This window comes from Alcanivorax sp. IL3, assembly GCF_047495465.1.
GTDB lineage: Bacteria > Pseudomonadota > Gammaproteobacteria > Pseudomonadales > Alcanivoracaceae > Alcanivorax > Alcanivorax jadensis.
This window is the reverse complement of sequence record NZ_CP179931.1, coordinates 641,986-664,853: the sequence shown is the minus strand read 5'-3', so window position 1 is coordinate 664,853 and position 22,868 is coordinate 641,986. Positions and strand designations below refer to the sequence as shown.

At 59.2% G+C, this 22,868-nt stretch carries 18 protein-coding genes; 12 read left to right on the top strand and 6 right to left on the bottom strand.

What is annotated here, in order from left to right:
- Nucleotides 1-87 precede the first annotated feature (87 nt).
- From fadI to ACMG4M_RS03095, 6 genes are all read left to right on the top strand, one after another.
- The gene (gene fadI / locus ACMG4M_RS03120; RefSeq protein ID WP_272963414.1) at nt 88-1,392 is read left to right on the top strand and encodes an acetyl-CoA C-acyltransferase FadI; all 1,305 of its coding nucleotides are present in this window, start codon (nt 88-90) and stop codon (nt 1,390-1,392) included.
- A 22-nt stretch (nt 1,393-1,414) separates the two neighbouring features.
- Nucleotides 1,415-3,574, top strand: a complete 2,160-nt coding sequence (gene fadJ, locus ACMG4M_RS03115) for a fatty acid oxidation complex subunit alpha FadJ (RefSeq protein WP_272963415.1) — start codon at nt 1,415-1,417, stop codon at nt 3,572-3,574.
- A gap of 79 nt (nt 3,575-3,653) precedes the next feature.
- A complete protein-coding gene (locus ACMG4M_RS03110; protein WP_035248319.1) occupies nt 3,654-5,957 on the top strand; it encodes an acyl-CoA dehydrogenase in 2,304 nt (767 codons plus the stop codon).
- Nucleotides 5,958-6,078: 121 nt separating this feature from the next.
- The gene (locus ACMG4M_RS03105; RefSeq protein ID WP_035248317.1) at nt 6,079-7,281 is read left to right on the top strand and encodes a CaiB/BaiF CoA transferase family protein; all 1,203 of its coding nucleotides are present in this window, start codon (nt 6,079-6,081) and stop codon (nt 7,279-7,281) included.
- Nucleotides 7,282-7,372: 91 nt separating this feature from the next.
- The gene (locus ACMG4M_RS03100; RefSeq protein WP_035248315.1) at nt 7,373-8,263 is read left to right on the top strand and encodes an alpha/beta hydrolase; all 891 of its coding nucleotides are present in this window, start codon (nt 7,373-7,375) and stop codon (nt 8,261-8,263) included.
- Between the two features lie 70 nt (nt 8,264-8,333).
- Nucleotides 8,334-9,563, top strand: coding sequence for an alpha/beta hydrolase family protein (locus tag ACMG4M_RS03095; RefSeq protein WP_414430707.1), 1,230 nt, complete (start codon nt 8,334-8,336; stop codon nt 9,561-9,563).
- Between the two features lie 365 nt (nt 9,564-9,928).
- Here the strand turns inward: ACMG4M_RS03095 and ACMG4M_RS03090 are convergent, their stop codons facing one another.
- The 3 genes from ACMG4M_RS03090 to ACMG4M_RS03080 form a co-directional block, all read right to left on the bottom strand.
- Nucleotides 9,929-10,555, bottom strand: coding sequence for a DUF502 domain-containing protein (locus ACMG4M_RS03090; RefSeq protein WP_035248310.1), 627 nt, complete (start codon nt 10,553-10,555; stop codon nt 9,929-9,931).
- 70 nt (nt 10,556-10,625) lie between these two features.
- Nucleotides 10,626-11,138: a transcription elongation factor GreB gene (gene greB, locus ACMG4M_RS03085; RefSeq protein ID WP_414430706.1), complete on the bottom strand. Its 513-nt coding sequence runs from the start codon at nt 11,136-11,138 to the stop codon at nt 10,626-10,628.
- A gap of 5 nt (nt 11,139-11,143) precedes the next feature.
- A complete protein-coding gene (locus ACMG4M_RS03080) occupies nt 11,144-11,566 on the bottom strand; it encodes a VOC family protein (protein ID WP_414430705.1) in 423 nt (140 codons plus the stop codon).
- A gap of 96 nt (nt 11,567-11,662) precedes the next feature.
- Here ACMG4M_RS03080 and hemB point away from each other — a divergent pair, with 96 nt between their 5' ends.
- Together hemB and ACMG4M_RS03070 are read left to right on the top strand one after the other, a co-directional pair.
- Nucleotides 11,663-12,667, top strand: coding sequence for a porphobilinogen synthase (hemB, locus tag ACMG4M_RS03075; protein ID WP_414430704.1), 1,005 nt, complete (start codon nt 11,663-11,665; stop codon nt 12,665-12,667).
- A 123-nt stretch (nt 12,668-12,790) separates the two neighbouring features.
- Nucleotides 12,791-13,252, top strand: a complete 462-nt coding sequence (locus tag ACMG4M_RS03070) for a MarR family winged helix-turn-helix transcriptional regulator (RefSeq protein ID WP_272963176.1) — start codon at nt 12,791-12,793, stop codon at nt 13,250-13,252.
- Here ACMG4M_RS03070 and ACMG4M_RS03065 read toward each other — a convergent pair.
- Nucleotides 13,236-14,084: an alpha/beta fold hydrolase gene (locus ACMG4M_RS03065; protein WP_414430703.1), complete on the bottom strand. Its 849-nt coding sequence runs from the start codon at nt 14,082-14,084 to the stop codon at nt 13,236-13,238. The genes ACMG4M_RS03070 and ACMG4M_RS03065 overlap by 17 nt on opposite strands.
- Nucleotides 14,085-14,335: 251 nt before the next feature.
- On the opposite strand from ACMG4M_RS03065, the gene ACMG4M_RS03060 reads away from it, so the two are divergent.
- Nucleotides 14,336-14,464 carry a hypothetical protein gene (locus ACMG4M_RS03060; RefSeq protein WP_269530045.1) on the top strand — a complete coding sequence of 43 codons (129 nt, stop codon included), beginning with the start codon at nt 14,336-14,338 and terminating at the stop codon, nt 14,462-14,464.
- Between the two features lie 193 nt (nt 14,465-14,657).
- On the top strand, nt 14,658-16,745 hold the full coding sequence (ppk1, locus tag ACMG4M_RS03055) for a polyphosphate kinase 1 (protein WP_414430702.1): 2,088 nt from the start codon (nt 14,658-14,660) through the stop codon (nt 16,743-16,745).
- Between the two features lie 142 nt (nt 16,746-16,887).
- Here ppk1 and ppx read toward each other — a convergent pair whose 3' ends face one another.
- A complete protein-coding gene (gene ppx / locus ACMG4M_RS03050) occupies nt 16,888-18,384 on the bottom strand; it encodes an exopolyphosphatase (RefSeq protein ID WP_414430701.1) in 1,497 nt (498 codons plus the stop codon).
- 234 nt (nt 18,385-18,618) lie between these two features.
- Between ppx and trxA the strand changes: the two genes are divergently transcribed.
- The gene (trxA, locus tag ACMG4M_RS03045; RefSeq protein WP_035248300.1) at nt 18,619-18,945 is read left to right on the top strand and encodes a thioredoxin TrxA; all 327 of its coding nucleotides are present in this window, start codon (nt 18,619-18,621) and stop codon (nt 18,943-18,945) included.
- A 289-nt stretch (nt 18,946-19,234) separates the two neighbouring features.
- Complete coding sequence (rho, locus tag ACMG4M_RS03040; RefSeq protein ID WP_035248298.1) at nt 19,235-20,494, top strand: transcription termination factor Rho; 1,260 nt, start codon at nt 19,235-19,237, stop codon at nt 20,492-20,494.
- Nucleotides 20,495-20,586: 92 nt separating this feature from the next.
- Here the strand turns inward: rho and ACMG4M_RS03035 are convergent, their stop codons facing one another.
- Nucleotides 20,587-22,635: a TonB-dependent receptor gene (locus ACMG4M_RS03035; protein ID WP_414430700.1), complete on the bottom strand. Its 2,049-nt coding sequence runs from the start codon at nt 22,633-22,635 to the stop codon at nt 20,587-20,589.
- Nucleotides 22,636-22,868 lie beyond the last annotated feature (233 nt).

The window sequence follows — 22,868 nt, the reverse complement described above, 5'->3', positions numbered from 1 at the left end:
GTCTCGACACACTTTGTCACCATTCAATGTCACATTTCGTGTAATCAAAATTACACCGTGACCGGCAACCCCTGCAAGGAGTCTGGAATGCCTGTTCGCAAAATGAAGCTGGCTGGCCGTAGTGGCCGCGTGGCCGTGGTGGATGGTCTGCGTACCCCGTTCGCCCGTATCGCCACCCACTACAAAGACATGAACGCCATCGAGCTGGGCGCCATGGCCGTAAAAGAACTGATGGCCCGCAACAACCTGGACCAGCGCGACATCGAACAACTGGTGTTCGGCATGACGGTGATGATCCCGGAAGCGCCCTTTATCGCCCGGGAGATTGCCCTGGCACTGGGCATGAACACGGTAGACGCCCACTCCATCACCCGTGCTTGCGCCACCAGCTTCCAGACCGCCGCCAGCGTGGCGGACAATATCGTCGCCGGTTACAGCGATATCGCCATCGCAGGTGGTACCGACTCCACCAGCTCTGCCCGGGTACCCCTGTCCTCGGAGCTGAGCGCCGTGCTGCGCGATGTGAGCTTCGCCAAGAGCATGACCGACCGCATCAAACTGCTCAGCCAGCTGAAGGCGAAAGATTTGCTGCCCCAGGCGCCGTCCATCACCGAATACTCGGTGGGCGAGACCATGGGCGAAAGCACCGAGAAGATGGTGAAGAAATGGGGCATCAGCCGCCAGGAGCAGGACGACCTGGCCCATGCGTCCCACAGCAACGCCGCCCGCGCCTGGGCCGAAGGCCGTCTGGACAAGCAGGTGATGACCGCCTTCCTGCCTCCCAAGGCCACCCCGCTAAAGGACGACAACCTGGTGCGCAAGAATTCCGAGCGCGCTGGTTACAGCAAGTTGAAGCCCGTGTTCGACAAGGTGTCCGGTAGCGTCACCGCCGCCAACAGCAGCCCGCTCACCGATGGTGCTGGCGCCCTGCTGATGATGAGCGAGAAAAAAGCCAAGGCGCTGGGTTACCAGCCGCTGGGCTATATCCGCTCCTACGCCTTTGCTGCCCGCAGCCCGCAGGATGATTTGCTGATGGGCCCGGTGCTGGCCGCCCCCATGGCCATGGCCCGCGCCGGCCTCACCCTGAACGATCTGACCCTGGTGGACATGCACGAGGCCTTCGCCGGTCAGGTGGCCTGTAACCTGAAAGGCCTGGCCGATGACGACTATGTGCGCAGCCAGACCGGCCTCGCCGCTCTCGGCGAGGTAGATCGCAGCATTCTCAACGTGAACGGCGGCTCCATCGCCTACGGCCACCCCTTCGGTGCCACCGGCGCCCGCGTCATCAGCCAGGCACTGTATGAACTGCAGCGTCGCGGTGGCGGCCTGGCCCTGACCACCGCCTGCGCCGCCGGCGGTATCGGTGCCGCCATGGTGCTGGAAGCGGAATAAGCAGCGGAACAAGGAGATCCCCATGAGCAAAACGCAACGTGCTTTTACTCTCAAACCGCTGGATAACGGTGTGGCAGTACTGGAAATCAATGTCCCCAATGATGCCCAGAACACCCTGAAAGCGGAGTTTGCCGACGACTTCAACAGCGCCTTTGCTGCCATCGAGAAAGCCAAACCCAAAGCTCTGGTGCTGTACTCCACCAAAGCAGGCTCATTCATGGCCGGCGCCGATATCAAGCTGTTTGAAAGCGCAAAGACCGCGAAAGAAGTCAGCGATCTGTCCACCCAGTGCCAACAGACTTTCCAGAAACTGGAAGACCTGGATATCCCGGTGGTTGCCGCCATCAAGGGCGCCTGCCTGGGCGGCGGCATGGAACTGGCACTGGCCTGCTCCTACCGCATCGCCGCCAGCAGCAGCGACACCGTGCTGGGTCTGCCGGAAGTGATGCTGGGCCTGCTGCCTGCCGGCGGCGGTACCCAGCGCCTGCCTCGCCAGGTCGGTATCGCCACCGCCCTGGACCTGATGCTCACTGGCCGCCAGTTGAAAGCCAAACCGGCGAAGAAAATCGGTCTGGTGGATGAAGTGGTGGAAGGCGTGGCCGTCTACGACCGTGCCGTGGCCCGCGCTCTGGAGCTGGCCGACGCCAGGGAAGAAAGCAGCGTCAATCTTGCCAGCTACTTCAGTAAGGACGGCCTCACCAAGGCAGCGCTGGAGCAGAACAGCCTAGGCCGCAAGGTGGTCTTCGATCAGGCGCGCAAGCAGACCGCGAAAAAGACCCACGGTCTGTACCCGGCACCGCCGGCCATCATTGATGCGGTGGAAGCCGGCTTCGAGGAAGGTATCGAACAGGGTTACGCCACCGAAGCCCGTCTGTTCGGCGAGCTGGCCATGTCGCCCCAGTCGAAACAGTTGCGCGGCATTTTCCACGCCACCAATACCCTGAAGAAAGAAACCTTTGTGGCTGACGGCGTGAAAGCCCGGAACATCGAAAAAGTCGGTGTCCTCGGCGCCGGCCTGATGGGGGCCGGCATCGCGCTGACCACCATCAACAAGGCCAAGCTGCCGGTGCGCCTCAAGGACCGGGACGATAACGGCCTGGCCCATGGCGTGAAATACGTCAGCGAGTTCTACAACAAGCGCGCGAAAAAGGGGGCCATGAGCGCCGCCGATGCCAGCGCCGAACAGGGTCGCATTTCCTACACCGCTGATTACAGCGGCTTCAAGGGGCTCGACCTGGTGGTGGAAGCGGTGTTCGAAGACCTGGGTCTTAAGCACAAGATGCTCAAGGACGTGGAAGCCAACGGCAACAAGCACACCGTGTTTGCCTCCAACACCTCTTCCATTCCCATCACCGACATCGCCAGTGCCGCCGAGCGCCCGGAAAACGTGATCGGCCTGCATTACTTTTCCCCGGTGGAAAAGATGCCGCTGCTGGAAATCATCACCACGGACAAGACCGCCCCGGAAGTGACCGCCGGCTGTGTGGCCTTCGGCAAGGCCCAGGGCAAGACCGTGATCGTGGTGAAGGATGGCCCGGGCTTCTACACCACCCGCATCCTCGCGCCCTACCTGAACGAAGCGACCCGCCTGCTCACCGAAGGGGTGGATGTGAAAGCTGTGGACAAGGCGCTGGTGCGCTTCGGCTTCCCGGTGGGTCCCATCACCCTGCTCGACGAAGTGGGTGTGGATGTTGGCACCAAGGTGGGGCCGGTACTGGAAAAGGCCTTTGGTGACCGCATGGCGTCACCGGATGCCGCCGGCCTGATGATCGAAAACGATTATCTGGGCCGCAAGAGTGGCCGCGGCTTTTATATCTATGAAGGCGTGGCCAAGGGCGAAAAGCCGGTGAATACCGCTCTCTATGAGCTGATGAATGTCACCAGCGAGAAAGATGCGGATGACGAGGAAATCGTCAGCCGTTGTGCCTGGCTGATGATCAACGAAGCCGCCTACTGTTTGCAGGACGGTATTATCAGCGACCCCATGCACGGTGATATCGGCGCCATCTTCGGTCTGGGCTTTCCGCCCTTCCGCGGCGGCCCGTTCCGTTACATGGACAGCCTGGGCCTCACCAATTCGGTGCGTACCCTGGAGCGGCTGGCCGAACAGTTTGGCGAGCGCTTCACACCCGCTCCGTTATTGGTAGAGATGGCCAAAAAGAAACAACGCTTTTACGAGTAAGCGTCCGGCGCCTGTTTACTAGCGCCTGTAAACGTTCGCCCTGCCCCGCAGGGCCTAACAACCTCAAAGGAACCACAGCATGTTTCAACAAGTGATGAACTGGATGCGGGACAACAAGATTCTCCCGCAGATCTCCGACACCGAACGGCAAGCGCTGGAAGCTGGCGATGTGTGGATTGATGGTCAATTCTTCGGCGGCAAGGTGGACTTTGAAAACATCCTCGCCGAAAACTATGACCAGCTCCCCGCCCACGAACAGGCGTTCCTGGACGGCCCGGTAGAAGAGCTGCTGAAAATGGCCGACGCCTACGAGCTGTCGCGCACCCGCAAGCTGCCGGACGATGTGTTCAAGTTCATGGCAGACAATGGCTTCTTCGCCATGCAGATCGCCAAGGAATACGGTGGCATGCCCATGTCCACCCAGGCCAAGTCCTGCATCATGGCCAAGGTCAGCTCCTATTCCGGCCTGCTCAGCGCCATGGTGGTGATCCCCAACTCCCTGGGCGCCGCCGAACTGCTTGGCCACTACGGCACCGACGAGCAGAAGAACTACTACCTGCCCAAGCTGGCCAAGGGCGAGTTCATTCCCTGCTTCGGCCTCACCGAGCCCACCGCCGGTTCTGACGCTGCCTCCCTGAAAGCGGAAGGCGTGGTATTCAAGGACGACGATGGCGAAGTGAAGTTCAAGCTCAACTTCCGCAAGCGTTACATCACTCTGGCACCAGTCGCCAACCTGATTTCCCTGGCAGTGCGCCTGCACGATCCGGAAAATCTGCTGGGCAAAGGCGAAGAGCCGGGCATCACCGTGGTACTGATCGAAAAAGGCGCCCCGGGTACCGAAGGCCTGCATATCGGCGATCACCACCAGCCGATTGGTGAACACTTCCCCAATGGCCCCATCGTCGGTCGTGATGTGATCGTAGGCGCCGACAAGGTACTGGGCGGCGTGGAATACACCGGCATGGGCTGGAAAATGCTGATGGAAGCCCTGGCCGGCGGCCGCATGGTCTCGCTGCCTGCTACCGGCATCTGCGGTGTGCGTCACGGCGCCATGATTTCCGGCGCCTACTCCATGGTGCGCCAGCAGTTCGGCATCCCCATTGGTCGCATGGAAGGCGTGGAGCACAAGATCGGCAAGGCCGCCGGCATGACCTACGCCTTTGACGCTGCCCGCGTGTTCGGCTGCTCCGCCGTGGATCACGGCATTCAGCCGCCGGTAATGTCCGCGGTAATGAAAGCCTACTCCACGGAAATGGGCCGTGAGATCGGCACCGATGCCATGGACGTGACTGCCGGCTACGGCGTTATGCAGGGCCCCAACAACACCATGGGTCGCCTGTACAACTCCGCGCCGGTGAGTGTCACCGTGGAAGGCGCCAACATCATGACCCGCACCCTGATGATCTTTGGTCAAGGTGCTACCCGCTGCCACCCCTACGCCTACAAAGTAGTACAGGCGGTGGAAAACGAGGATGTGGCCAGCTTCCGCAAAAACCTCACCGGCTGGATGCTGCAGTTCCTGCTAGGCATGGTGATGACCCTGGTACGCGGCGTTACCCGTGGCTGGTTCACCGTGAAGGTGCCGGATGTGGAGCCGAAGACCAAGAGCATCTACCGTCGTCTGGGCTGGGCAGCCACCCGCTTTGGCTTGCTCACCAACCTGGCCATGTTCTTCGTGGGCGGCAAACTGAAAGCCCGCGGTAATCTGACCGGTCGCTATGCGGATGCGGTTGCCTGGTTGTACATCACCACCTCTGCCCTGCGTCGTTTTGAAGCCGAAGGCCGCAAAGCAGAAGACCTGGCGCTGGTGCAATATTCTGGTGAATACGGCCTGACTCAGATCCAGAAAGCCTTCGAAGGCATCTATGAAAACTTCGGTGGCCCGGTGGGTGTGATCCTGAAAACCGTGGGCCGTATCTGGCTGGGTCTGAACCCGCTGGCCAAACTGCCCGATGACCAGCTGACTCACAAAGCCGCGCTGACCCTGCAAAGCTACGGCGAGCAGTACAAGCGTCTGGTGGGCGGCAACTACATGCCGGAAGAAAGCGACCAGGGTCTGGGGCGTCTGCTCAAGGCCTTCCGCCTGACCACCGAAGCTGAGCCGGTTCGCGCCAAGATCCGCGCCGCCCAGAAAGCCCGCAAACTGGGCCGAGGCAAGGTGGATGAAATCGCCGCCGAAGCGGCCCAGCAAGGTGTGATCAGCGATGCGGAACTGGCACTGCTGAATGAGGCTACCGCAGCCTGCATGCTGGCCATCGAGGTGGACGTGTTCACCAAGGACGAGTACTACGGCGCCGGTGGCATTCCTGCCATGAGCGCCACCGGTGACGGTGGTGTGGAACAGCCGCCGGAGTATGAGCTGGCCAAGGCGGTCGGCGAATAACTCCCCTGACACCGAACGCCCTTCCGGGCGTTCGGTTTTCTTTCTTTCAGTTTCCATTCCTTTGTTCTGCCATATCGCAGTGCAAAGGAATTGATACTCTGCCTCTGCGACAGGATCCCCCATGAACCCATTGCTCGACGGCCTGAAGGTCCTTGACCTTTCCCGTCTGTTACCCGGCCCTTTCTGCTCCCTCTCTCTGGCCCAACTGGGCGCCGACGTGATCAAGATTGAGGAACCGGATGGCGGCGATTATGCCCGCGAACTATCCCCAGAGCTGTTCGATATCGTTAACCGGGGCAAGCAGTCCCTGACCCTGGACTTGCGCCAGGCAGAAGACGTGGCTCGCTTCAAACAATTGGTGGAAACCGCCGATGTGGTGCTGGAATCGTTTCGCCCCGGGGTCATGGACAAGCTGGGCTGTGGCTACGACACCCTCAAGGCCATTAACCCCAGACTGGTGTATGCCTCCCTCACAGGTTATGGCCAGACCGGCCCTTATGCGGATCGCCCGGGCCATGATTTGAACTACCTGGGCTATGCCGGGGTGCTGGATCAGACCGGGCTGGCCGGCAAGCGCCCGGCCATGTCCAACGTGCAGATCGCTGACCTGGCTGGCGGCGCCCAGAATTGCACCATTGGTATTCTCGCCGCCGTCATGGGGGCACGGCAGAGTGGCGAAGGGTGCTGGGTGGACGTGGCCATGCTGGATGGCGCCCTGGCCCTGCAGAGCATGGCGCTGGCCACCCATCATCAGCATGGTAGCAGCCAGCCCCGCGGCAAGGACATGCTCACCGGCGCCCTGGCCAACTACAACGTGTACCGCTGTCGCGATGGCAAGTACCTGGCGGTGGGCTCCCTGGAACCGAAGTTCTTCATGGCATTCCTGAAGGAAATTACGCCAGCCTTTCTGTGGAAGAAGAAAAAGAAAAAAACTGGCAACGCTTCCAGCTCAACCGCCGACAAACCCAAGCCCGCCGGTAGCGGCAACGATGCATTGACCCGCCTGGCCGCAGACCCGAAAAAACTGCGACGCCTGATGATACCGGTGCGCTGGGCCATCCAATTGATCCTGCTGACCCGCACCCGCGATCAATGGGACGCCCGGCTGGCCCACAAGGATACCTGCGTCTCCGGGATCCTCACCCTGGAAGAAGCCCTGGCCAATGAACAGGTGCAAGCAAGAGGCCTGGTAACCGACAGCCAGAAAGGACCGGTGCTGCGCTCCCCCATCCGCTTTGTGGGCGCACAGACCCGCGACGGTGAGAGCCCATCACTGGGCGAGCACAACCCGTTATTTACGGACCAGGATAAGCGTCGGGCCTGACGCCCGCGCTTTCTGACCCGATCATCCCTGCTACTGGACGGGCACAAACAGTAAGGTAGTGGGTAAAAGAATAATCAATACGGAACGTCCCATGAGCATTCAGGCAAAAATCATCAAGGCGGTGACCCGCCGCACGATCAAACGTCACGGCCTCAACGAGCAGCAACTGGTCCGTCACCTGCGCAAGGTGTTCAATGACACCCCGGTTCTCACCCTGCTGCCCCGAAAAGTGACACTCAACCAGATCCGCGAACCGCAGTTCGAAGGTGACCACCTGAGTGTCAGCAACCCGTCCACCACGGTGCTGTATCTGCATGGCGGCGCCTATATTGGCGGGGTCACAAAGACCTATCACAACCTGGCCGGGCGCCTGGCAAAACAGCTACATGGCGAAGTCTATCTGCCCCTTTATCCATTCGCGCCCGAGCACCCTTTTCCGGCAGCCGTGAACCGGGTGATGGAAGCCTACGAATACCTGTTGGCCAAGGGTAAGAATCCCAGCGATATCGTGATTGCCGGCGACTCCGCCGGCGGCGGCCTGACCCTGGCCACCCTGCTGCATATCCGTGACAAGGGCCTGCCCCAGCCACGCTGCGCAGTACTGTTTTCGCCGGCCAGCAATGCCTTCCCGGATGACAAGGTAATGGCCGCGCTGGACCCCAGCGACGCCATGCTGTCGGCGGACATTATCCGCACCGTGATTGATGTCTATCTACCCAATCAGGAAGATCGCAAGCACCCCTACGCGTCGCCCTGTCTGGGTGACTACAGCGGTGTCTGTCCGCTGCTGATTACCGCCAGCACCGACGAAGTGCTTTACCCGGATGGCAAGCAAGTCCGCAAGGCAGCAGAACAGGCCGGTGTCCGGGTGAAATGGATTGAGCGCCCCGGCCTGTTCCATGTCTGGCCGATCATGGTGCCCTTCCTGCCGGAGGCAAATCGGGATCTGAAAAGTGTGGTCGAGTTTATCCGCACCGCCTGACTGTTTTGGTCATTGCTGCCAGCGCAGCAGCGGCGTTAACTGAATAGTTCACAGTGACAGTGAGACGGTAATGACAGAACTGCCCCGCATCCATCCGGACGACTATTGTGACGAGGATCTGCCCCGGCTTGCCCAGCCCTGGTGGCAGACTCTGCCGGGTAACTTTCATGCGCTGCCGGATCATTTTCTCGCGGATAATGATACCCGCTGGCGAATCGACTACACCGCCAGCATCGACACCCTGGCGCGTACCGGCCTGGCCAGCATGGCCGGCGCTGCGGCCCTGCCCGCCACACTGAATATCTCGCGGCAGAGGGAAGAACGGGCACTGGTGGATTTTTATCGCCCCTTTCTTCAGGAAGAGGATCCCAATACGTTCTTCTCCCGGCCTACACAGACGGCAAATATTGAACGTATTCCGGTGGCCCCCTATCACTTTCAACCGGAGGATGGCGACGCCCATACCCTGCGTTTTCGTTCGCCCTTCGAGCCCAAGAACCCGGCGCTGCGTGACCGTTACCTGGGCCATCGCCGCAACCGCACCGCCTGGGCCCAGCACTGGCGTCACCACGGCGAACCGCGCCCGACGCTGATCATGATCCACGGCTTTGTCGCCGACCCTTACTGGCTCAACACGCGCTGGTTGGCCTTGCCCTGGTTCTACAAGCAGGGGTTTGATGTGCTGCTTTATACCCTGCCCTTCCACGGGCGGCGCAAAGGCCGCTTCGCGCCCTTCAGTGGAGCGGAATTTTTCAGCCAGGGTATGGCGCTGCTTAACGAAACCTTTGCTCACGCCATCCATGACCTGCGTCTCTTCATGGACTATTTACGCGAACAGGGCACCCCGGCCATGGGCGCCACCGGCATTTCTCTGGGCGGTTACACCACCGGGTTACTGGCTGCGCTGGAAGATGATCTGGCCTTCGCCATTCCCAATGTGCCGCTGGTCAGCATCATGGACCTGATGCAGAGCTGGTTCCCGATCAATCTGCAGGTGGGCTTGCTGAAGAAGGTCTACGGCACCGACCTGCAGGGACTGCGGGAAGTCACCGCCCTGCATTCGCCTCTCACCTGGCCCTGCAAGGTGCCCCAGGCCGGGCGCATGATCATTGGTGGTGCCGGCGACCGCTTTGCGCCACCCAAGCACAGCCATCTGCTGCACCAGCACTGGGGGAATTGCGATCTGCACTGGTTCCCCGGCAATCATCTGCTGCATCTGGATCAGGGGCTCTATCTGAAAGCCATGCGCGATTTCATGAAGGCGGCGCTAGGGGAGAAGTCGGTGGCGGCGAGAGGCTGAATTCCCCCTTCCCCGTTGGAGCCATGCCTGCCCCCAAGGGGGTCTGCGACATGCGAATGAGGTTGTGGGGGCATCGGAGGTGGTAGATTTGGATAGACCTGTCGAGCGCGGAGATTCCTGATCGCCCTACGGGCGATTTCCGCGCAAGCGCGGTTCGCCATGCAAGCATAGGTTATTCGCTTCGCTCACCCTTCGGGCCGCACGGAACTACGTGCGTTACTCCGCTGCGCTCCGTTCCTACAGCGGCTTCGTAGAGATACCGAGGTCCGAGGAACTTTCCACCCTTTTCCTATCCAACGAGCGTAGCTCGTAGCTCGTAGCTCGTAGCTCGTAGCTCGTAGCTCGTAGCTCGTAGCTCGTAGCTCTTATGCCTTGTCGGTCTTGAACAACGCCGCCGTGCCTGCGCCGCATGACACCACGGTTTTCATCATGCTCTCCACGCCGATTTCCGGGTGCAGCTCCACCAGATTCTGGTCTACATGATAGATAAACCCGCTGGTGGGATTGGGGCCGGTGGGAACGAAGAGGGTGACATGGCCATCCGCATGGCGGGAGGTCACCAGCGCAGTCACCGACACATCAGTGTCTCTGCCATACAGCCACACCCTTGCCACCTCTCCACGACTGAACGGGCTGTCGCTGTTGCTGCCCATTAGCTGGCCGATCACTTCTTTCACCGTCTTGTAACCCGGCAACCGGGTCATCACGTTCTCTTCCCACTGATGCCACAGCCAGCTACCCACCCGGGTGGCCACCAGGGTGCCGACCAGAAAACACAGCACCAGGACCGCCAGCACCGACAACCAGTCGGCCACGAATTTGGGTAGCTCAAAGGCACGGATAAATACCGTGGTAAACGGCGCGATCATTTCCGTCACCGTCTGGTAAATCCAGCGGAAGAAAAACACGATGATGGAAATGGGCAACAGAATGGTCAGGCCACCCAGCAGGGACTTGCGGATAAAGAACCAGATACGGCGATTGGCGCTCATGGGCTATAAGCCTTCGATTATCATGTTGTTAGCAGTGATGAACAGACAACACCGATCGGCAAGGGTTCGCTCAACGCCTCTCGCCCTGCTCATACCAGATGCGACTGATGAACAGGCAACGCTCGCCGGCGGGGGTGTCTACCACCACCTCATCATCCACCTGTTTCTTCAGCAAGGCCCGTGCCAGTGGCGCATCGATGCTGATGTAATGTCTCTTGGCATCGGTTTCGTCCGGCCCCACCAGACGGTAGGTTTCGGTGTCACCGTCCTCGTTCTCCAGCTCCACCCAGGCACCGAAGAACACCTTGCTCTGATCTTCCGGCAAACGCTCCACGACGGTCATGTCATCCAGACGCTTGCTCAGAAAACGTACCCGCCCGTCGATCTCGCGCAACTGCTTCTTGCCGTAGATGTATTCGGCATTCTCGGACCGGTCCCCCTGGGCGGCGGCCTCCTGCACCGACTGGGTCACTGCCGGGCGCTTTTCCTTCCACAGGTATTGCAGCTCATCGTTGAGCTTCTTGTAGCCTTCGGCGGTGATGTACTTGGAAGCAGGAATGCCTTTTGGTCGCCAGCGGCCCATGATGATTACACCTCGAAGATACGATCGATCTCGCGCAGTCCCTTGAACTCCAGCGTATTACCGGTGGGGTCCTGCACAAAAAACGTGCCCTGCTCGGCGGGCTGCCCCACAAAACGCTCACGGGGCTTGAGCAGGAACGGCCAGTCATTGTCGTAAATGCGCTCCACCAGGGTTTCCCAGCGGGCGAAATCCAGCACCACGCCAAAGTGCGGCATGGGCACCGGATGGCCATCCACCTCACTGTAGCCCTGGATCGGAGTCAGATCCTCACCTTTGTGCAGGGAAAGCTGATGGCCATGCAGATCAATATCCACCCAGTTAGGGGCATCCCGCCCCCGGCGGCCACCCAACACCCGGCAGTAAAAGTCTGCCGCTTCTTTCAGGTCATTCACCATAAAGGCCAGGTGAAAGGCCGGCTGTTTTTCCATCGTCTACCGCTCTTGCTAAACTCTCGTCATTCCGCCCGATGCAGGATACTGCTACACCTGCGTCGGGCGCCCCATGTTACTAGAGGACTCCGCCCCATGTCTGTCACCCGCGCCCCCTGGCCCGCCACCCGTCTGCGCCGCATGCGCCGCGACGACTTCTCCCGCCGGTTGATGCGCGAAAACACCCTCACCGTGGACGATCTGATCTATCCGGTGTTTGTGCTGGAAGGCAAAAATCAGACCGAGACGGTGGCTTCCATGCCCGGCGTGGAACGCATGAGTGTGGATCTGCTGGTCAAAGAAGCCGAGGAACTGGCCAGGCTGGGAGTCCCCGCCATGGCCCTTTTTCCGGTGACCCCCGCCGATGTAAAAACCCTGGACGGCAAGGAAGCCTGGAACCCGGACGGCCTTGCCCAGCGGGCGGTACGCGCCATCAAGGCGGCAGTGCCGGAAATGGGGGTGATCACCGATGGCGCCTTGGACCCGTTCACCACCCACGGTCAGGACGGCATCATCGACGACAATGGCTACGTGCTCAACGATGACACCGTGGACGCACTGGTCAAACAGGCCCTGTCCCAGGCGGAAGCCGGCGCCGACGTGATCGCCCCCTCGGACATGATGGACGGCCGCATCGGCGCCATCCGCGACGCTCTGGAAGCGAACGGCCATATCCACACCCGCATCATGGCCTACTCCGCCAAGTACGCCAGCGCCTACTACGGACCGTTCCGTGACGCCGTGGGCTCCGCCGGCAACCTGGGCAAGGCGGACAAGACCACCTACCAGATGGACCCGGCCAACAGTGACGAGGCCCTGCACGAAATCGCCCTGGACCTGGCCGAAGGCGCCGACATGGTGATGGTAAAACCCGGCATGCCCTACCTGGACGTGGTGCGCCGGGTAAAAGACGAATTCAAGGTGCCGGTCTACGCTTATCAAGTAAGCGGTGAATACGCCATGCACATGGCCGCCTTCCAGAATGGCTGGCTGGACCAGGACAAGGTAATAATGGAATCCCTGCTGGCCTTTAAACGTGCCGGCGCCGACGGCATCCTCACCTACTTTGCCAAGGCGGCTGCGCAGAAACTGAAAGGCTGATCTGAGAAACCCTGTCCGGCGCATTCGCTCCATTGAACGCAATACCCCACAGCATGCGCTGGACAGGGGCACCGGCCCGCATCCTATAATGCATATACACCAATACATTAGCGGAGCGCTCCAATGGGCCAAGACAAGACCGACACCCTCGCCCCCCTGGAAGTGGGTCGCCATTGCGCCGCCCTGCATTCCCGGGTGCTGTCACGTCTGGTCACCCGCCTCTACAACAACAAGCTGGCAGATACCGGCCTGCGCATTACCCAGTTTTCCATCCTCAATGCCATCAAGGCACAACCGCCGGAATCCATTTTTCAGTTATCCGAATGGCTGGGCATGGAGCGTACCTCCCTGCAGCGCACCGTGGACAAACTGATCGAGAAAGGGCTGGTGGAATCCGAGCCCACAGGCAACAAACGCTCACTGGGTCTGTCGCTCACTGCCGATGGCGAGGCTCTCTACCAGCGGGCACTGATACGCTGGCAGGAAGCCCAGAACGCTTTCGAGTCACTGGTCGGCAAAGAGGAGTGGGACAATATGGCCAGTCAACTTCATCGCTTCAGTACCCGGGTCAAGCAAGAGCTTTAAGCGGCGCTTGAGAAGGCAGGGGCGAATCCGAAAACGCTTTAACGGTATCGATCACCGCCGCATCCCTGAGCACTTTGCGATGACCCAACCCTTGCGTTTGATGCAGCGTAGCCTCTGGAATGGCTTGTTGCAGACGCAGCCCCTCCGCAAAAGGAATCTCCCTGTCACCGGTATCATGGATCAGCAATACCGGGCCACGAATCTGCTTGCCCAACCGCGCTATATTCAGTGCATCGAAACCAATCCCCACCCGGGCGGCCATTTTCTGTAGAAGCTGGAGTCGTGCCCGCTCACCCAGATGCAGAAACAAAGCGAAATTATTGACCATGCCGCGAAATTCCGCCGGTCCGGCAATCAGCACCAGCCTCCCGATACGGCTTTCCTGTGTGGCCACGTGGGCCAGGGCCCCGGCACCCATGGAATGCCCCAGCGCAACGGATACAGGACCACCGATAAAATCCAGCGCCAGACGAATCGCGGCAATGAAATCCCCCACATGGGCCGGCCCATCCGCCTGCTCTCCATGCCCCGGTAAAATCAGGGCGTAGCGGGTATATCGGTTGCCATTCACTGCATCGATGAAGGGCAACATCTGTGTGGCCCGGCCGGACCACCCATGCACAAACAGCGCGGCCTCGTCGCCACCCTGCCATATCGCCAGTTGCGCCCGCTCACCCAGCGAAACAGTCAGATCCGGCTCTGATGTGCGGAACGACAATGGCCCCCTGGACACCCGGGGCGTAGTCAACAGATGCAGTGCCGTATCACTGGCGCTGCCTGGCAGCAGCCGACTATAGCCAGCCATCAAGGTTTGAAAAACGGATAGCAACATAACCCTTCTCCTTTAATGTATATACACTCAAAAGCAACCCAAATGCGCCTTGCTGTGCCATGATTACCATTTAGTGTATTTACACTTTATATTGCTTTATCCTCACAGACAAGCCAGCCCGATTCCCGGGATGGCCCCCGGAGCCGTGAATCCCGGCAGGAACAGCCAATGGCTTATATGAGGAAACGGTTAGAATTTCACCGTTTTCTGCTGATTCTGATGACTGGGTCCCTGACCCGAGGATAACTGTAATGCGTACACTGATACTGATCGCCACCCTGAGCCTGTCGAGCCTGGCCGCTGCTGAAGGCCGCGCCCCAACCGAACAGGAGATGCAGGAGCTGGACATAATCCAGCAATCCTGGATCTTCCAGGGCTGAGTATCCATAAAGCCGCCTGCGGGCGGCTTTATTATTTCATCTCCACTTCCCGCCTCCCCGATCCGCGCGCTATCCTGCTTAACAGGCTGCTGAAAAGCCCGTTAACACAAAATCATTTTGCACCTGTCATTACCGTGTCACATTAATGTCATGCAATAGGGTCTTTGCAAACGGCCCGGTCAGGACGACGCCAATGAATGACATTGCCAGCGAACACAGCGCCATCGACCTCAACAACCCGGACTACTATTTCAACCGGGAACTGAGCCTGTTGCAGTTCAACCTGCGGGTGCTGGAACAGGCCATGGACGACAGCCATCCCTTGATGGAACGGCTGAACTTTCTGCTGATTTTTTCCAGCAACATGGATGAATTTTTCGAGATCCGTGTGGCCGGCCTGAAAAACAAGCTGGAAACCCACACCGGCCAGCCGGGCCCCGACGGCATGCTGGCCGAGGAAATCCTGAAGGAAATCAGCCGCACGACCCACGAGGCGGTGGACCGTCAGTATCACATTCTCAACAACATTCTTCTGCCGGCCCTGCGCGAGGAAGGCGTGGACTTTCTGCGTCGCGAAGACTGGACCGAAGCACAGATTGAATGGGTGAAAAAATATTTTCGCGAACAGATCTATCCGGTGCTTACCCCCATTGCCCTGGACCCGTCACACCCCTTCCCGCGGCTTGTGAACAAGAGCCTGAACTTTATCGTATCGCTGGACGGCAAAGATGCCTTTGGCCGTTCCACCGGTCTGGCCATTGTGCCCGCACCCCGCTCTCTGCCCCGGCTGATCCGTATTCCTGACGAGATCAGCGAAAGCGGCGACGACAACTTCGTGTTCCTGTCATCCATGATCCATGCCCATGTATCGGACCTGTTCCCGGGTATGAAAGCCACCGGCTGCTACCAGTTCCGGGTCACCCGTAACGCGGACATGGAAGTGGACGAGGACGTGGAAGACCTGGCCAGCGCACTGAAAGGCCAGCTGCTGTCACGGCGTTATGGTGACGAGGTGCGCCTGGAAGTGGCGGACAACTGCCCGCGTCACCTGACCGATTATTTGCTGGAGCAGTTCGAACTCACCGAGATCGATCTGTACGAAGTGAATGGCCCGGTGAACCTGGCGCGCATGTTCACCAGCGTGAACCGCCCGCGCCTGCACTACCCGCCTTACACCCCGAAGCTGGCGCCGGCAGTGAAAAAAGCCGAAACCATTTTCGACGCCATGGATCAGGGCGACATTCTGCTGCATCACCCCTATGAATCCTTCCAGCCAGTGGTCAGTCTGCTGGCGGAAGCGGCCCGCGACCCCAAGGTCCTGGCCATCAAGCAGACCCTGTACCGTACCGGCACCAAGTCAGAAATCCTCGATCATCTGGAAACCGCCGCCCGGAATGGCAAGGAAGTCACCGCCATCGTGGAGCTGCGTGCGCGCTTCGACGAGGAATCCAATATCGAAGGGGCCCGGCGCCTGCAGGAAGCCGGCGCCATCGTGGTGTACGGGGTGGTGGGCTACAAGACCCACGCCAAGATGCTGCTGGTAGTGCGCCGCGAAGGCGATGGCATCAAACGCTACGTGCATCTGGGCACCGGTAACTACCACACCAAGACCACCAAGCTGTATACCGATTACGGCCTGATGACCTGCGAGAAAGGTATCTGCCAGGACGTGCACAAGATCTTCCAGGAGCTCACCGGCATGGGCAAGGCGGCGCGGCTAAAGCAGCTAAAGCATTCGCCCTTTACCCTGCACCCGTCGCTGATTGAATGGATCGACTTTGAAACGCAGCAGGCCACCGCCGGCAACACGGCGCGGATTATTGCCAAATTCAATTCCCTCACCGAAGAGAAGATCATCCAGGCCTTGTACCGGGCCAGTCAGGCGGGCGTGGAGATTGATCTGATCGTACGCGGGATCTGCTGCCTGAAACCCGGGGTACCGGGGCTATCCGAGAATATCCGGGTGCGCTCGGTGATCGGCCGCTTCCTGGAACATACCCGCATTTACCACTTCCATCACGGCGGTGAAGATCTGGTGTATGGCTCCAGCGCCGACTGGATGGATCGCAACCTGTTCAACCGGGTGGAAACCTGCTTCCCGGTCAATGACCCGGTGCTCAAGGCACAGGTGATTGAGCAGGGACTGCATTACTATCTGCGCGACAACAGCCGTGCCTGGGTACTGCAGCCCGATGGCCGCTATCTGCGCGCACAGCCCCAGGAGGGCGAAACCGCGTTTATTGCCCAGCAGACCTTGCTGGAAACCCTGGGCGGAAACTGAGTTTTTAATGGATAATTGATAACTCGTGGGAAAGGGCATCAAGCCCTGAAACGCAAAAGGCCGCGCCCAATCGCTTGGACGCGGCCTTTTGCGTTTAAAGACAACAGCAACGCCAATCCGCGCCGTTATCAATTATCCCTTCTCAATTATCAACCAACCTAAGCTCATAGCCGCCAGCACGAAAATAATCCTGTTCCTGTTCCAGATCAGCCAGTGTCAGCGGATGCTCTTCGAGCCAGTGCGCCGGAAACTGCAGGGACAAGGTATTATCTTCGGCTTTCAGCACCATCTCGGGAATGACTTCATCGCAACGGGCATGGTGCAGGCGAGCAGACAATCGCAGCACCAGGCACAACCGCAACAGGCCCTGCTGCTCATCGTCCGGCAGCTCCGACAACGCGGACAGCGGAAGCTTGCGGCGGTGGCCACGCACCAGCACCGCCACCGCCTGCTGCTCCTGGCGGGAAAAGCCGGGCAAGTCCGAGTTGGTCACCAGGTAGGCGCCGTGCTTGTGGAACTGGCTATGGGAAACGGCCAGCCCCACCTCGTGGAGCAGCGCGCCCCAGCGCAAGGTATCCGCCAACTCGCCATCGTCCAGTTGCCAGCTTTTGGCCACCTGACCATACAGACCCGTGGCCGTGTCACAGACACGCTCCGCCTGAGTGCGCTCCACATGATGGCGACTCATCAGCGACTGGATACTGCGCTCACGCACGTCCTCGTGGGCAAAACGCCCCAGCAGGTCATACAGCAGCCCTTCGCGCAGGGCGCCACCGGACACTTCCATCTGATCAATGCTCAACTGCTCGAAGATGCCGTAGAGAATCGCCAGACCAGAGGGGAAGATGGCCCTGCGATCCTCGCGCAGCCCCTTCAGGTCCAGCTGCTCTACCTTGCCGGCCTTGATCACTTTCTTGCGGGCCTTCTTCAGGCCCTCCATGGTGATGCCGGTTTCTGACCAGCCGTTGTCCACGCACACCTGGCTGATGGCCTTGATGGTGCCGGACGCCCCCACCGCCTGCAGCCAGCCCAGGCGTCGATAGTTGGCATGGATGGACAGCACCTCCTGGCGGGCAGCGGTCACCGCCCGGTCAAAGGCCTTTTCGGTAATACTGCCGTCGGCAAAGAAGCGCTGAGCAAAACTGACGCAGCCCATGTGCAGGGATTCCGTCTCGGTGGATTCGAAACGCTCGCCGATGATCAGCTCCGTGGAGCCGCCACCGATATCCACCACCAGCCGCTGGCCGGCATCATCAGCCAGACTGTGCGCCACCCCCAGATAAATCAGACGAGCCTCTTCACGCCCGGCCACGATCTCGATGTCGTGGCCCAGCACCGCTTCCGCCCGGTCGATGAATTCCCGAGCATTGCGGGCCTGGCGCAGGGTGTTGGTCCCCACCACCCGCACGCTGCCGCGAGGAATACCGGCAATGCGCTGGGCAAACCGGCCCAGGCAATCCAGCGCCCGTTCCTGGGTCTCACCGTCCAGCCGGTTATCCCGGTCCAGCCCGGCTCCCAGCTGCACCTTCTCGGACAGACCATCCAGAATCTGGACCTCACCGTGGACCTGCCGGGCCACTACCATGTGAAAGCTGTTCGACCCCAGGTCAATGGCCGCCAGATGCTCGCCATGTTCCATATGCACTCCTTTCCTGAACGGCCATTGCCCTTTCCGCACCAATCTACGGGTAGACAACGAATTGAAAAACGCCCCGAATTCTAACCGAATATCATGGCGTTACGGTGTCATAGGCAAACTCTACCGCGATAATTCACTCACTCGCTTGAAATTCGGCACCCACGACCTGATATTATCCACCATCGCAACAGCCCGCCCGTCGGGCCAGCTAACCCCCTATCTCAGGAGAATTCAATGAGCGGCGAGATTATCAATGTGACCGACGCGGACTTCGAAGCCCAGGTCATCAATGCGGACGGCCCGGTGCTGGTAGACTACTGGGCACCCTGGTGCGGCCCCTGCAAAATGGTCGCGCCGATCCTGGAGCAACTGGCCGGCGAGTACGGTGACAAGCTGACCATTGCCAAGATCAACATTGACGACAACCCGGAAACGCCCAAGAAATACGGCGTTCGCGGCATCCCCACCCTGACCGTGTTCAAGAACGGTAATGTGGAAGCCACCAAGGTGGGTGCCCTGTCCAAGAGCCAGCTGGCCGCATTCCTGGACAGCACTCTCTAAGACAGACAGCAACCCCCACTAGCACCCCCGCTACCCGGCGGGGGTGTTACGTTTCATTACCGCAGCCAATTAGGCTAGACAGCCTGTTGTTCCAGTGGTAGATTCCAGAACCAGCTTACAACAAGCATCCCCTTAGCAAGTCTTTCGGAACCTCTGGTTACCTTTTCCTGATGGCCCCCTTTATAGGCTTGCCGGGCCAGATTCCGAATCAACCAGATTATCAAAACAACCGCCGCACCACCTGTGGTGCACCCTCTCAATTCATTCAAAGACATCAAACTAGACGCCAATGAATCTTTCTGAACTGAAGCAGAAGCCGATTGGAGAACTTCTGGACATTGCCAAGGAACTCGGCCTCGAGAACCTGGCAAGAACCCGCAAACAGGACGTAATCTTTTCCATCCTCAAACGTGCAGCCAAGAACGGCTCCGATATCTACGGAGACGGGGTGCTGGAGATTCTGCAGGATGGTTTCGGCTTCCTTCGTTCCGCAGAGGGCTCTTACCTGGCCGGACCGGACGATATTTACGTTTCTCCCAGCCAGATCCGCCGTTTCAACCTGCGCACCGGCGACACCATTTCCGGCAAGATCCGGCCTCCCAAGGATGGCGAACGCTATTTCGCCATGCTCAAGGTCAACGAGATCAACTTTGACCGGCCGGAAAACGCCAAGAACAAGATCCTGTTCGAAAACCTGACGCCGCTGTTCCCCACGGAACGTTTCGTCATGGAAGCAGGCAATGGCTCCACCGAAGACATCACCAGCCGGGTGATTGATCTGGTGGCGCCGATCGGCAAAGGGCAGCGCGGCCTGATCGTGGCACCGCCAAAAGCCGGCAAGACCATGCTGCTGCAAACCGTGGCCCAGTCCATTGCCCGCAACAACCCCGAATCGCACATGATTGTGCTGCTGATTGACGAGCGTCCGGAAGAAGTGACCGAGATGTCACGCACCGTACGCGGCGAAGTGGTGGCATCGACCTTCGACGAGCCCCCCGCACGTCACGTGCAGGTTGCCGAGATGGTGATCGAGAAAGCCAAGCGGCTGGTAGAGCACAAGCAGGACGTAGTCATCCTGCTCGACTCCATCACTCGTCTGGCACGGGCCTATAACACCGTGCAGCCCAGCTCCGGCAAGGTGCTCACCGGTGGTGTGGACGCCCATGCCCTGGAAAAGCCCAAGCGTTTCTTCGGTGCCGCACGAAATATCGAGGAAGGCGGCAGCCTGACCATCCTGGCCACTGCCCTGGTAGACACCGGCTCCAAAATGGATGAAGTGATCTACGAAGAATTCAAGGGTACCGGCAACATGGAACTGCACCTGGATCGCAAGGTAGCAGAGAAGCGCGTCTTCCCGGCCATGAACATCCGCAAGTCCGGCACCCGCCGCGAAGAGCGCTTGGTCAGCGAAGATGAACTGCAGAAGATGTGGATCCTGCGCAAGGTGCTGCATCCCATGGACGAAATCGGCGCCATGGAATTCCTCATCGACCGCATGAAGCATACCAAGACCAACCTGGAATTCTTCGAGTCCATGAAGAGAAAGTAACGCGAGTCAGCTATCGTCACGCTTGCTGACACATAAAAAACCCCGCTTCGGCGGGGTTTTTTATGTGTCCTGGTAGAGCGTAGTGTCACCAATCAGAACTGATGCTCTACACCGAGCCGCCAGGTGCGCGGCAGAATAGGGTGGAAATGCCGATCTTCCACACCACCGGCAGGCTCTCCGGCCAGTCGTGAGGCATAGAAATAATCAATGTCGTTATGCTCAACATCAGCCAGGTTGAGGACTTCCAGAGCCACCTCCCAGCGCGGCCACTGCATCCCCAGCTTGATATTCTGAATGGTGGTACTGGATGATTCCTGGTCCGAAAAACTGTCCAGCGGTCGCGGGCCGAAATGGCGCAGACGATACCCGGCAAACCAGCGTTGACCTCGATAGTGAGCACCCATTGCCATGACTCGATCAGGGGCACCTTCAATAAAGCGGCCTTCACCGGGTTCGTCACCCTGGAATCGCGCTCGAGTGGTTGCCAATTCCACATCGAATTCCCAGCTGCGGGTGGGTCGGTAAACCACATTCATTTCCGCTCCACGCCGCAGACTACGGCGGTTCGCCTCGGTATTGCCGGCGTCGCCAACAAACAGCAGTTCGGAAGCCAGCCGTAACTGCCACGCAGCCAGCGTTACCTGCCATTGATCATTCGGATAGAACCGGGCACCCAGCTCCTCACCACGGCTTCTCACCAGTGGGTCCACCTGATCGACAGGGGTTCCCGCAACCGGGTCGATCTCGATAGTGGTGCCACGGGCATCGTTGCTGTGGAAACTGTACCCGGCGGACAGGTAATACTCGGCTTTCTCATTTGGCAGCCACGCCAGGCTGAATTTCGGACTGGTGATACCATCATGCGCATTGCCGCCATTGGCGGACAAATCGAACCCATTCACGTTAACCCCGGCCCGATCGCGCACATCGAAGTAATAATGGTCATAGCGCATACCAAGGGTGGCCCGCCAGTTCTCTGCAAAGGGGTACACCACAGAGCCGAACAGCGCCGCACTGGTTTGAGCCACACGATCCCGGCGCACCACCCCCAGCCGATTTCTGTCAGCACTCTTGAACAATCCCACATCACGAATCTGGTCGTGGCGCCACTCGAGTCCCCAATGCAACGTCAAAGGGGCAAAGGCGGTTAACCACTGGTAGTCGTACTCCACATTACCACCCACCACAGCGCGGTCGTCGATCTGCTCGAATTCATCGCCGTTGACGGGATCATCCAGGAAATAGGTAAAGTTGGACCACAGATTGAGCCCGTAATCGATGGCGTAGATCGAGCCACGCTGACCGGGTTTGTCCCATTGGAATGACAGGGAGTAGCGGTGAGACTCGCCCCCGGCATCCTCATCCAGAGAACCCAGCCGGCTGATCTGGCCTGAGCGGACGGCTCGATTGGCAATCTGATCGGCACTGTTCCACTTATTATCGTAAACCATCAGGGTCGTCGCATAATGCGATTCACCCTGGTGCCATTCGTGGCCCAACAAGACGTTAACCTTCTCAACATCCTCGTTGATATCTCGCCATGGCCCATTAAAGGTCTGCCCTTCGACAGCATAAACCAGCTTGTGATCACCTGAACGCTTGCCGCCATAGACAAGCCCCCGGTAATAATCATGCTCACCACCGGTGACTTTCACATGCTGACGGGACACCGAACGGCGCGTGCTGATATCCACACTGCCTGCGCTGGAGAAATCACCCACCGACGCATAATAGGGCCCTTTGCGATATTCAACGGTATCGATGACTTCCGGTATCAGGAAATTCACATCGGTATAGCCCTGACCATGACCATGGCTGGGCAGATTGACTGGCATTCCGTTCACTTCAGTACGGAAATCCGTACCGTGATCCAGATTAAAACCGCGGAAAAAATACTGGTTGGCCTTACCGTTGCCGGAGTGCTGAGTGGCAATCATGCCAGGCACCGCCTCCATGATTTCCCCGGCTCTGAGAAGGGGGCGAATCTGCAGCTCATCCCCCGTCACATGCCCCTGTGAAGCGGACACAGGAAGAGGCGCCATTGCACCGGTGACCTCTACTGGCGCCAACTCATGCCCTACCACCGAGCTTGCCCAGCCCAGCCCCAGCAAACAAAATCCATACCGGTACACGCGATTCATCCCTGTCCCCATTGTCGATTTTTACACACTGTCGACCTGACTCCGTGAGGAACGCGAGAACCACAGAGAAGAGAGACCACAAAGGCTCAACAGAAAGGCTTGTACTGATACGTCGATGGGGCGACACAGCATGGAAATTCCGGTCGCCCCAACTTACTCTGTTCATACCATAGCTGCTCACTGCGACCTGACATCAGCCTGCTATACTCACCTCAAACCAACGTCGCCATCCT

Bases quoted from the DNA above. Each gene is read 5' to 3' on its own strand.
- ACMG4M_RS03100 (WP_035248315.1), top strand. From the start codon at position 7,373: ATGAGCATTCAGGCAAAAATCATCAAGGCGGTGACCCGCCGCACGATC.
- trxA (WP_035248300.1), top strand. From the start codon at position 18,619: ATGAGCGGCGAGATTATCAATGTGACCGACGCGGACTTCGAAGCCCAG.
- ACMG4M_RS03105 (WP_035248317.1), top strand. From the start codon at position 6,079: ATGAACCCATTGCTCGACGGCCTGAAGGTCCTTGACCTTTCCCGTCTG.
- fadJ (WP_272963415.1), top strand. From the start codon at position 1,415: ATGAGCAAAACGCAACGTGCTTTTACTCTCAAACCGCTGGATAACGGT.
- ACMG4M_RS03070 (WP_272963176.1), top strand. From the start codon at position 12,791: ATGGGCCAAGACAAGACCGACACCCTCGCCCCCCTGGAAGTGGGTCGC.
- ACMG4M_RS03080 (WP_414430705.1), bottom strand. From the start codon at position 11,566: ATGGAAAAACAGCCGGCCTTTCACCTGGCCTTTATGGTGAATGACCTG.
- ppx (WP_414430701.1), bottom strand. From the start codon at position 18,384: ATGGAACATGGCGAGCATCTGGCGGCCATTGACCTGGGGTCGAACAGC.
- ACMG4M_RS03090 (WP_035248310.1), bottom strand. From the start codon at position 10,555: ATGAGCGCCAATCGCCGTATCTGGTTCTTTATCCGCAAGTCCCTGCTG.
- ACMG4M_RS03110 (WP_035248319.1), top strand. From the start codon at position 3,654: ATGTTTCAACAAGTGATGAACTGGATGCGGGACAACAAGATTCTCCCG.
- ACMG4M_RS03065 (WP_414430703.1), bottom strand. From the start codon at position 14,084: ATGTTGCTATCCGTTTTTCAAACCTTGATGGCTGGCTATAGTCGGCTG.
- ACMG4M_RS03035 (WP_414430700.1), bottom strand. From the start codon at position 22,635: ATGAATCGCGTGTACCGGTATGGATTTTGTTTGCTGGGGCTGGGCTGG.
- ACMG4M_RS03095 (WP_414430707.1), top strand. From the start codon at position 8,334: ATGACAGAACTGCCCCGCATCCATCCGGACGACTATTGTGACGAGGAT.
- ACMG4M_RS03060 (WP_269530045.1), top strand. From the start codon at position 14,336: ATGCGTACACTGATACTGATCGCCACCCTGAGCCTGTCGAGCCTGGCC.
- rho (WP_035248298.1), top strand. From the start codon at position 19,235: ATGAATCTTTCTGAACTGAAGCAGAAGCCGATTGGAGAACTTCTGGAC.
- fadI (WP_272963414.1), top strand. From the start codon at position 88: ATGCCTGTTCGCAAAATGAAGCTGGCTGGCCGTAGTGGCCGCGTGGCC.
- hemB (WP_414430704.1), top strand. From the start codon at position 11,663: ATGTCTGTCACCCGCGCCCCCTGGCCCGCCACCCGTCTGCGCCGCATG.
- ppk1 (WP_414430702.1), top strand. From the start codon at position 14,658: ATGAATGACATTGCCAGCGAACACAGCGCCATCGACCTCAACAACCCG.
- greB (WP_414430706.1), bottom strand. From the start codon at position 11,138: ATGGGCCGCTGGCGACCAAAAGGCATTCCTGCTTCCAAGTACATCACC.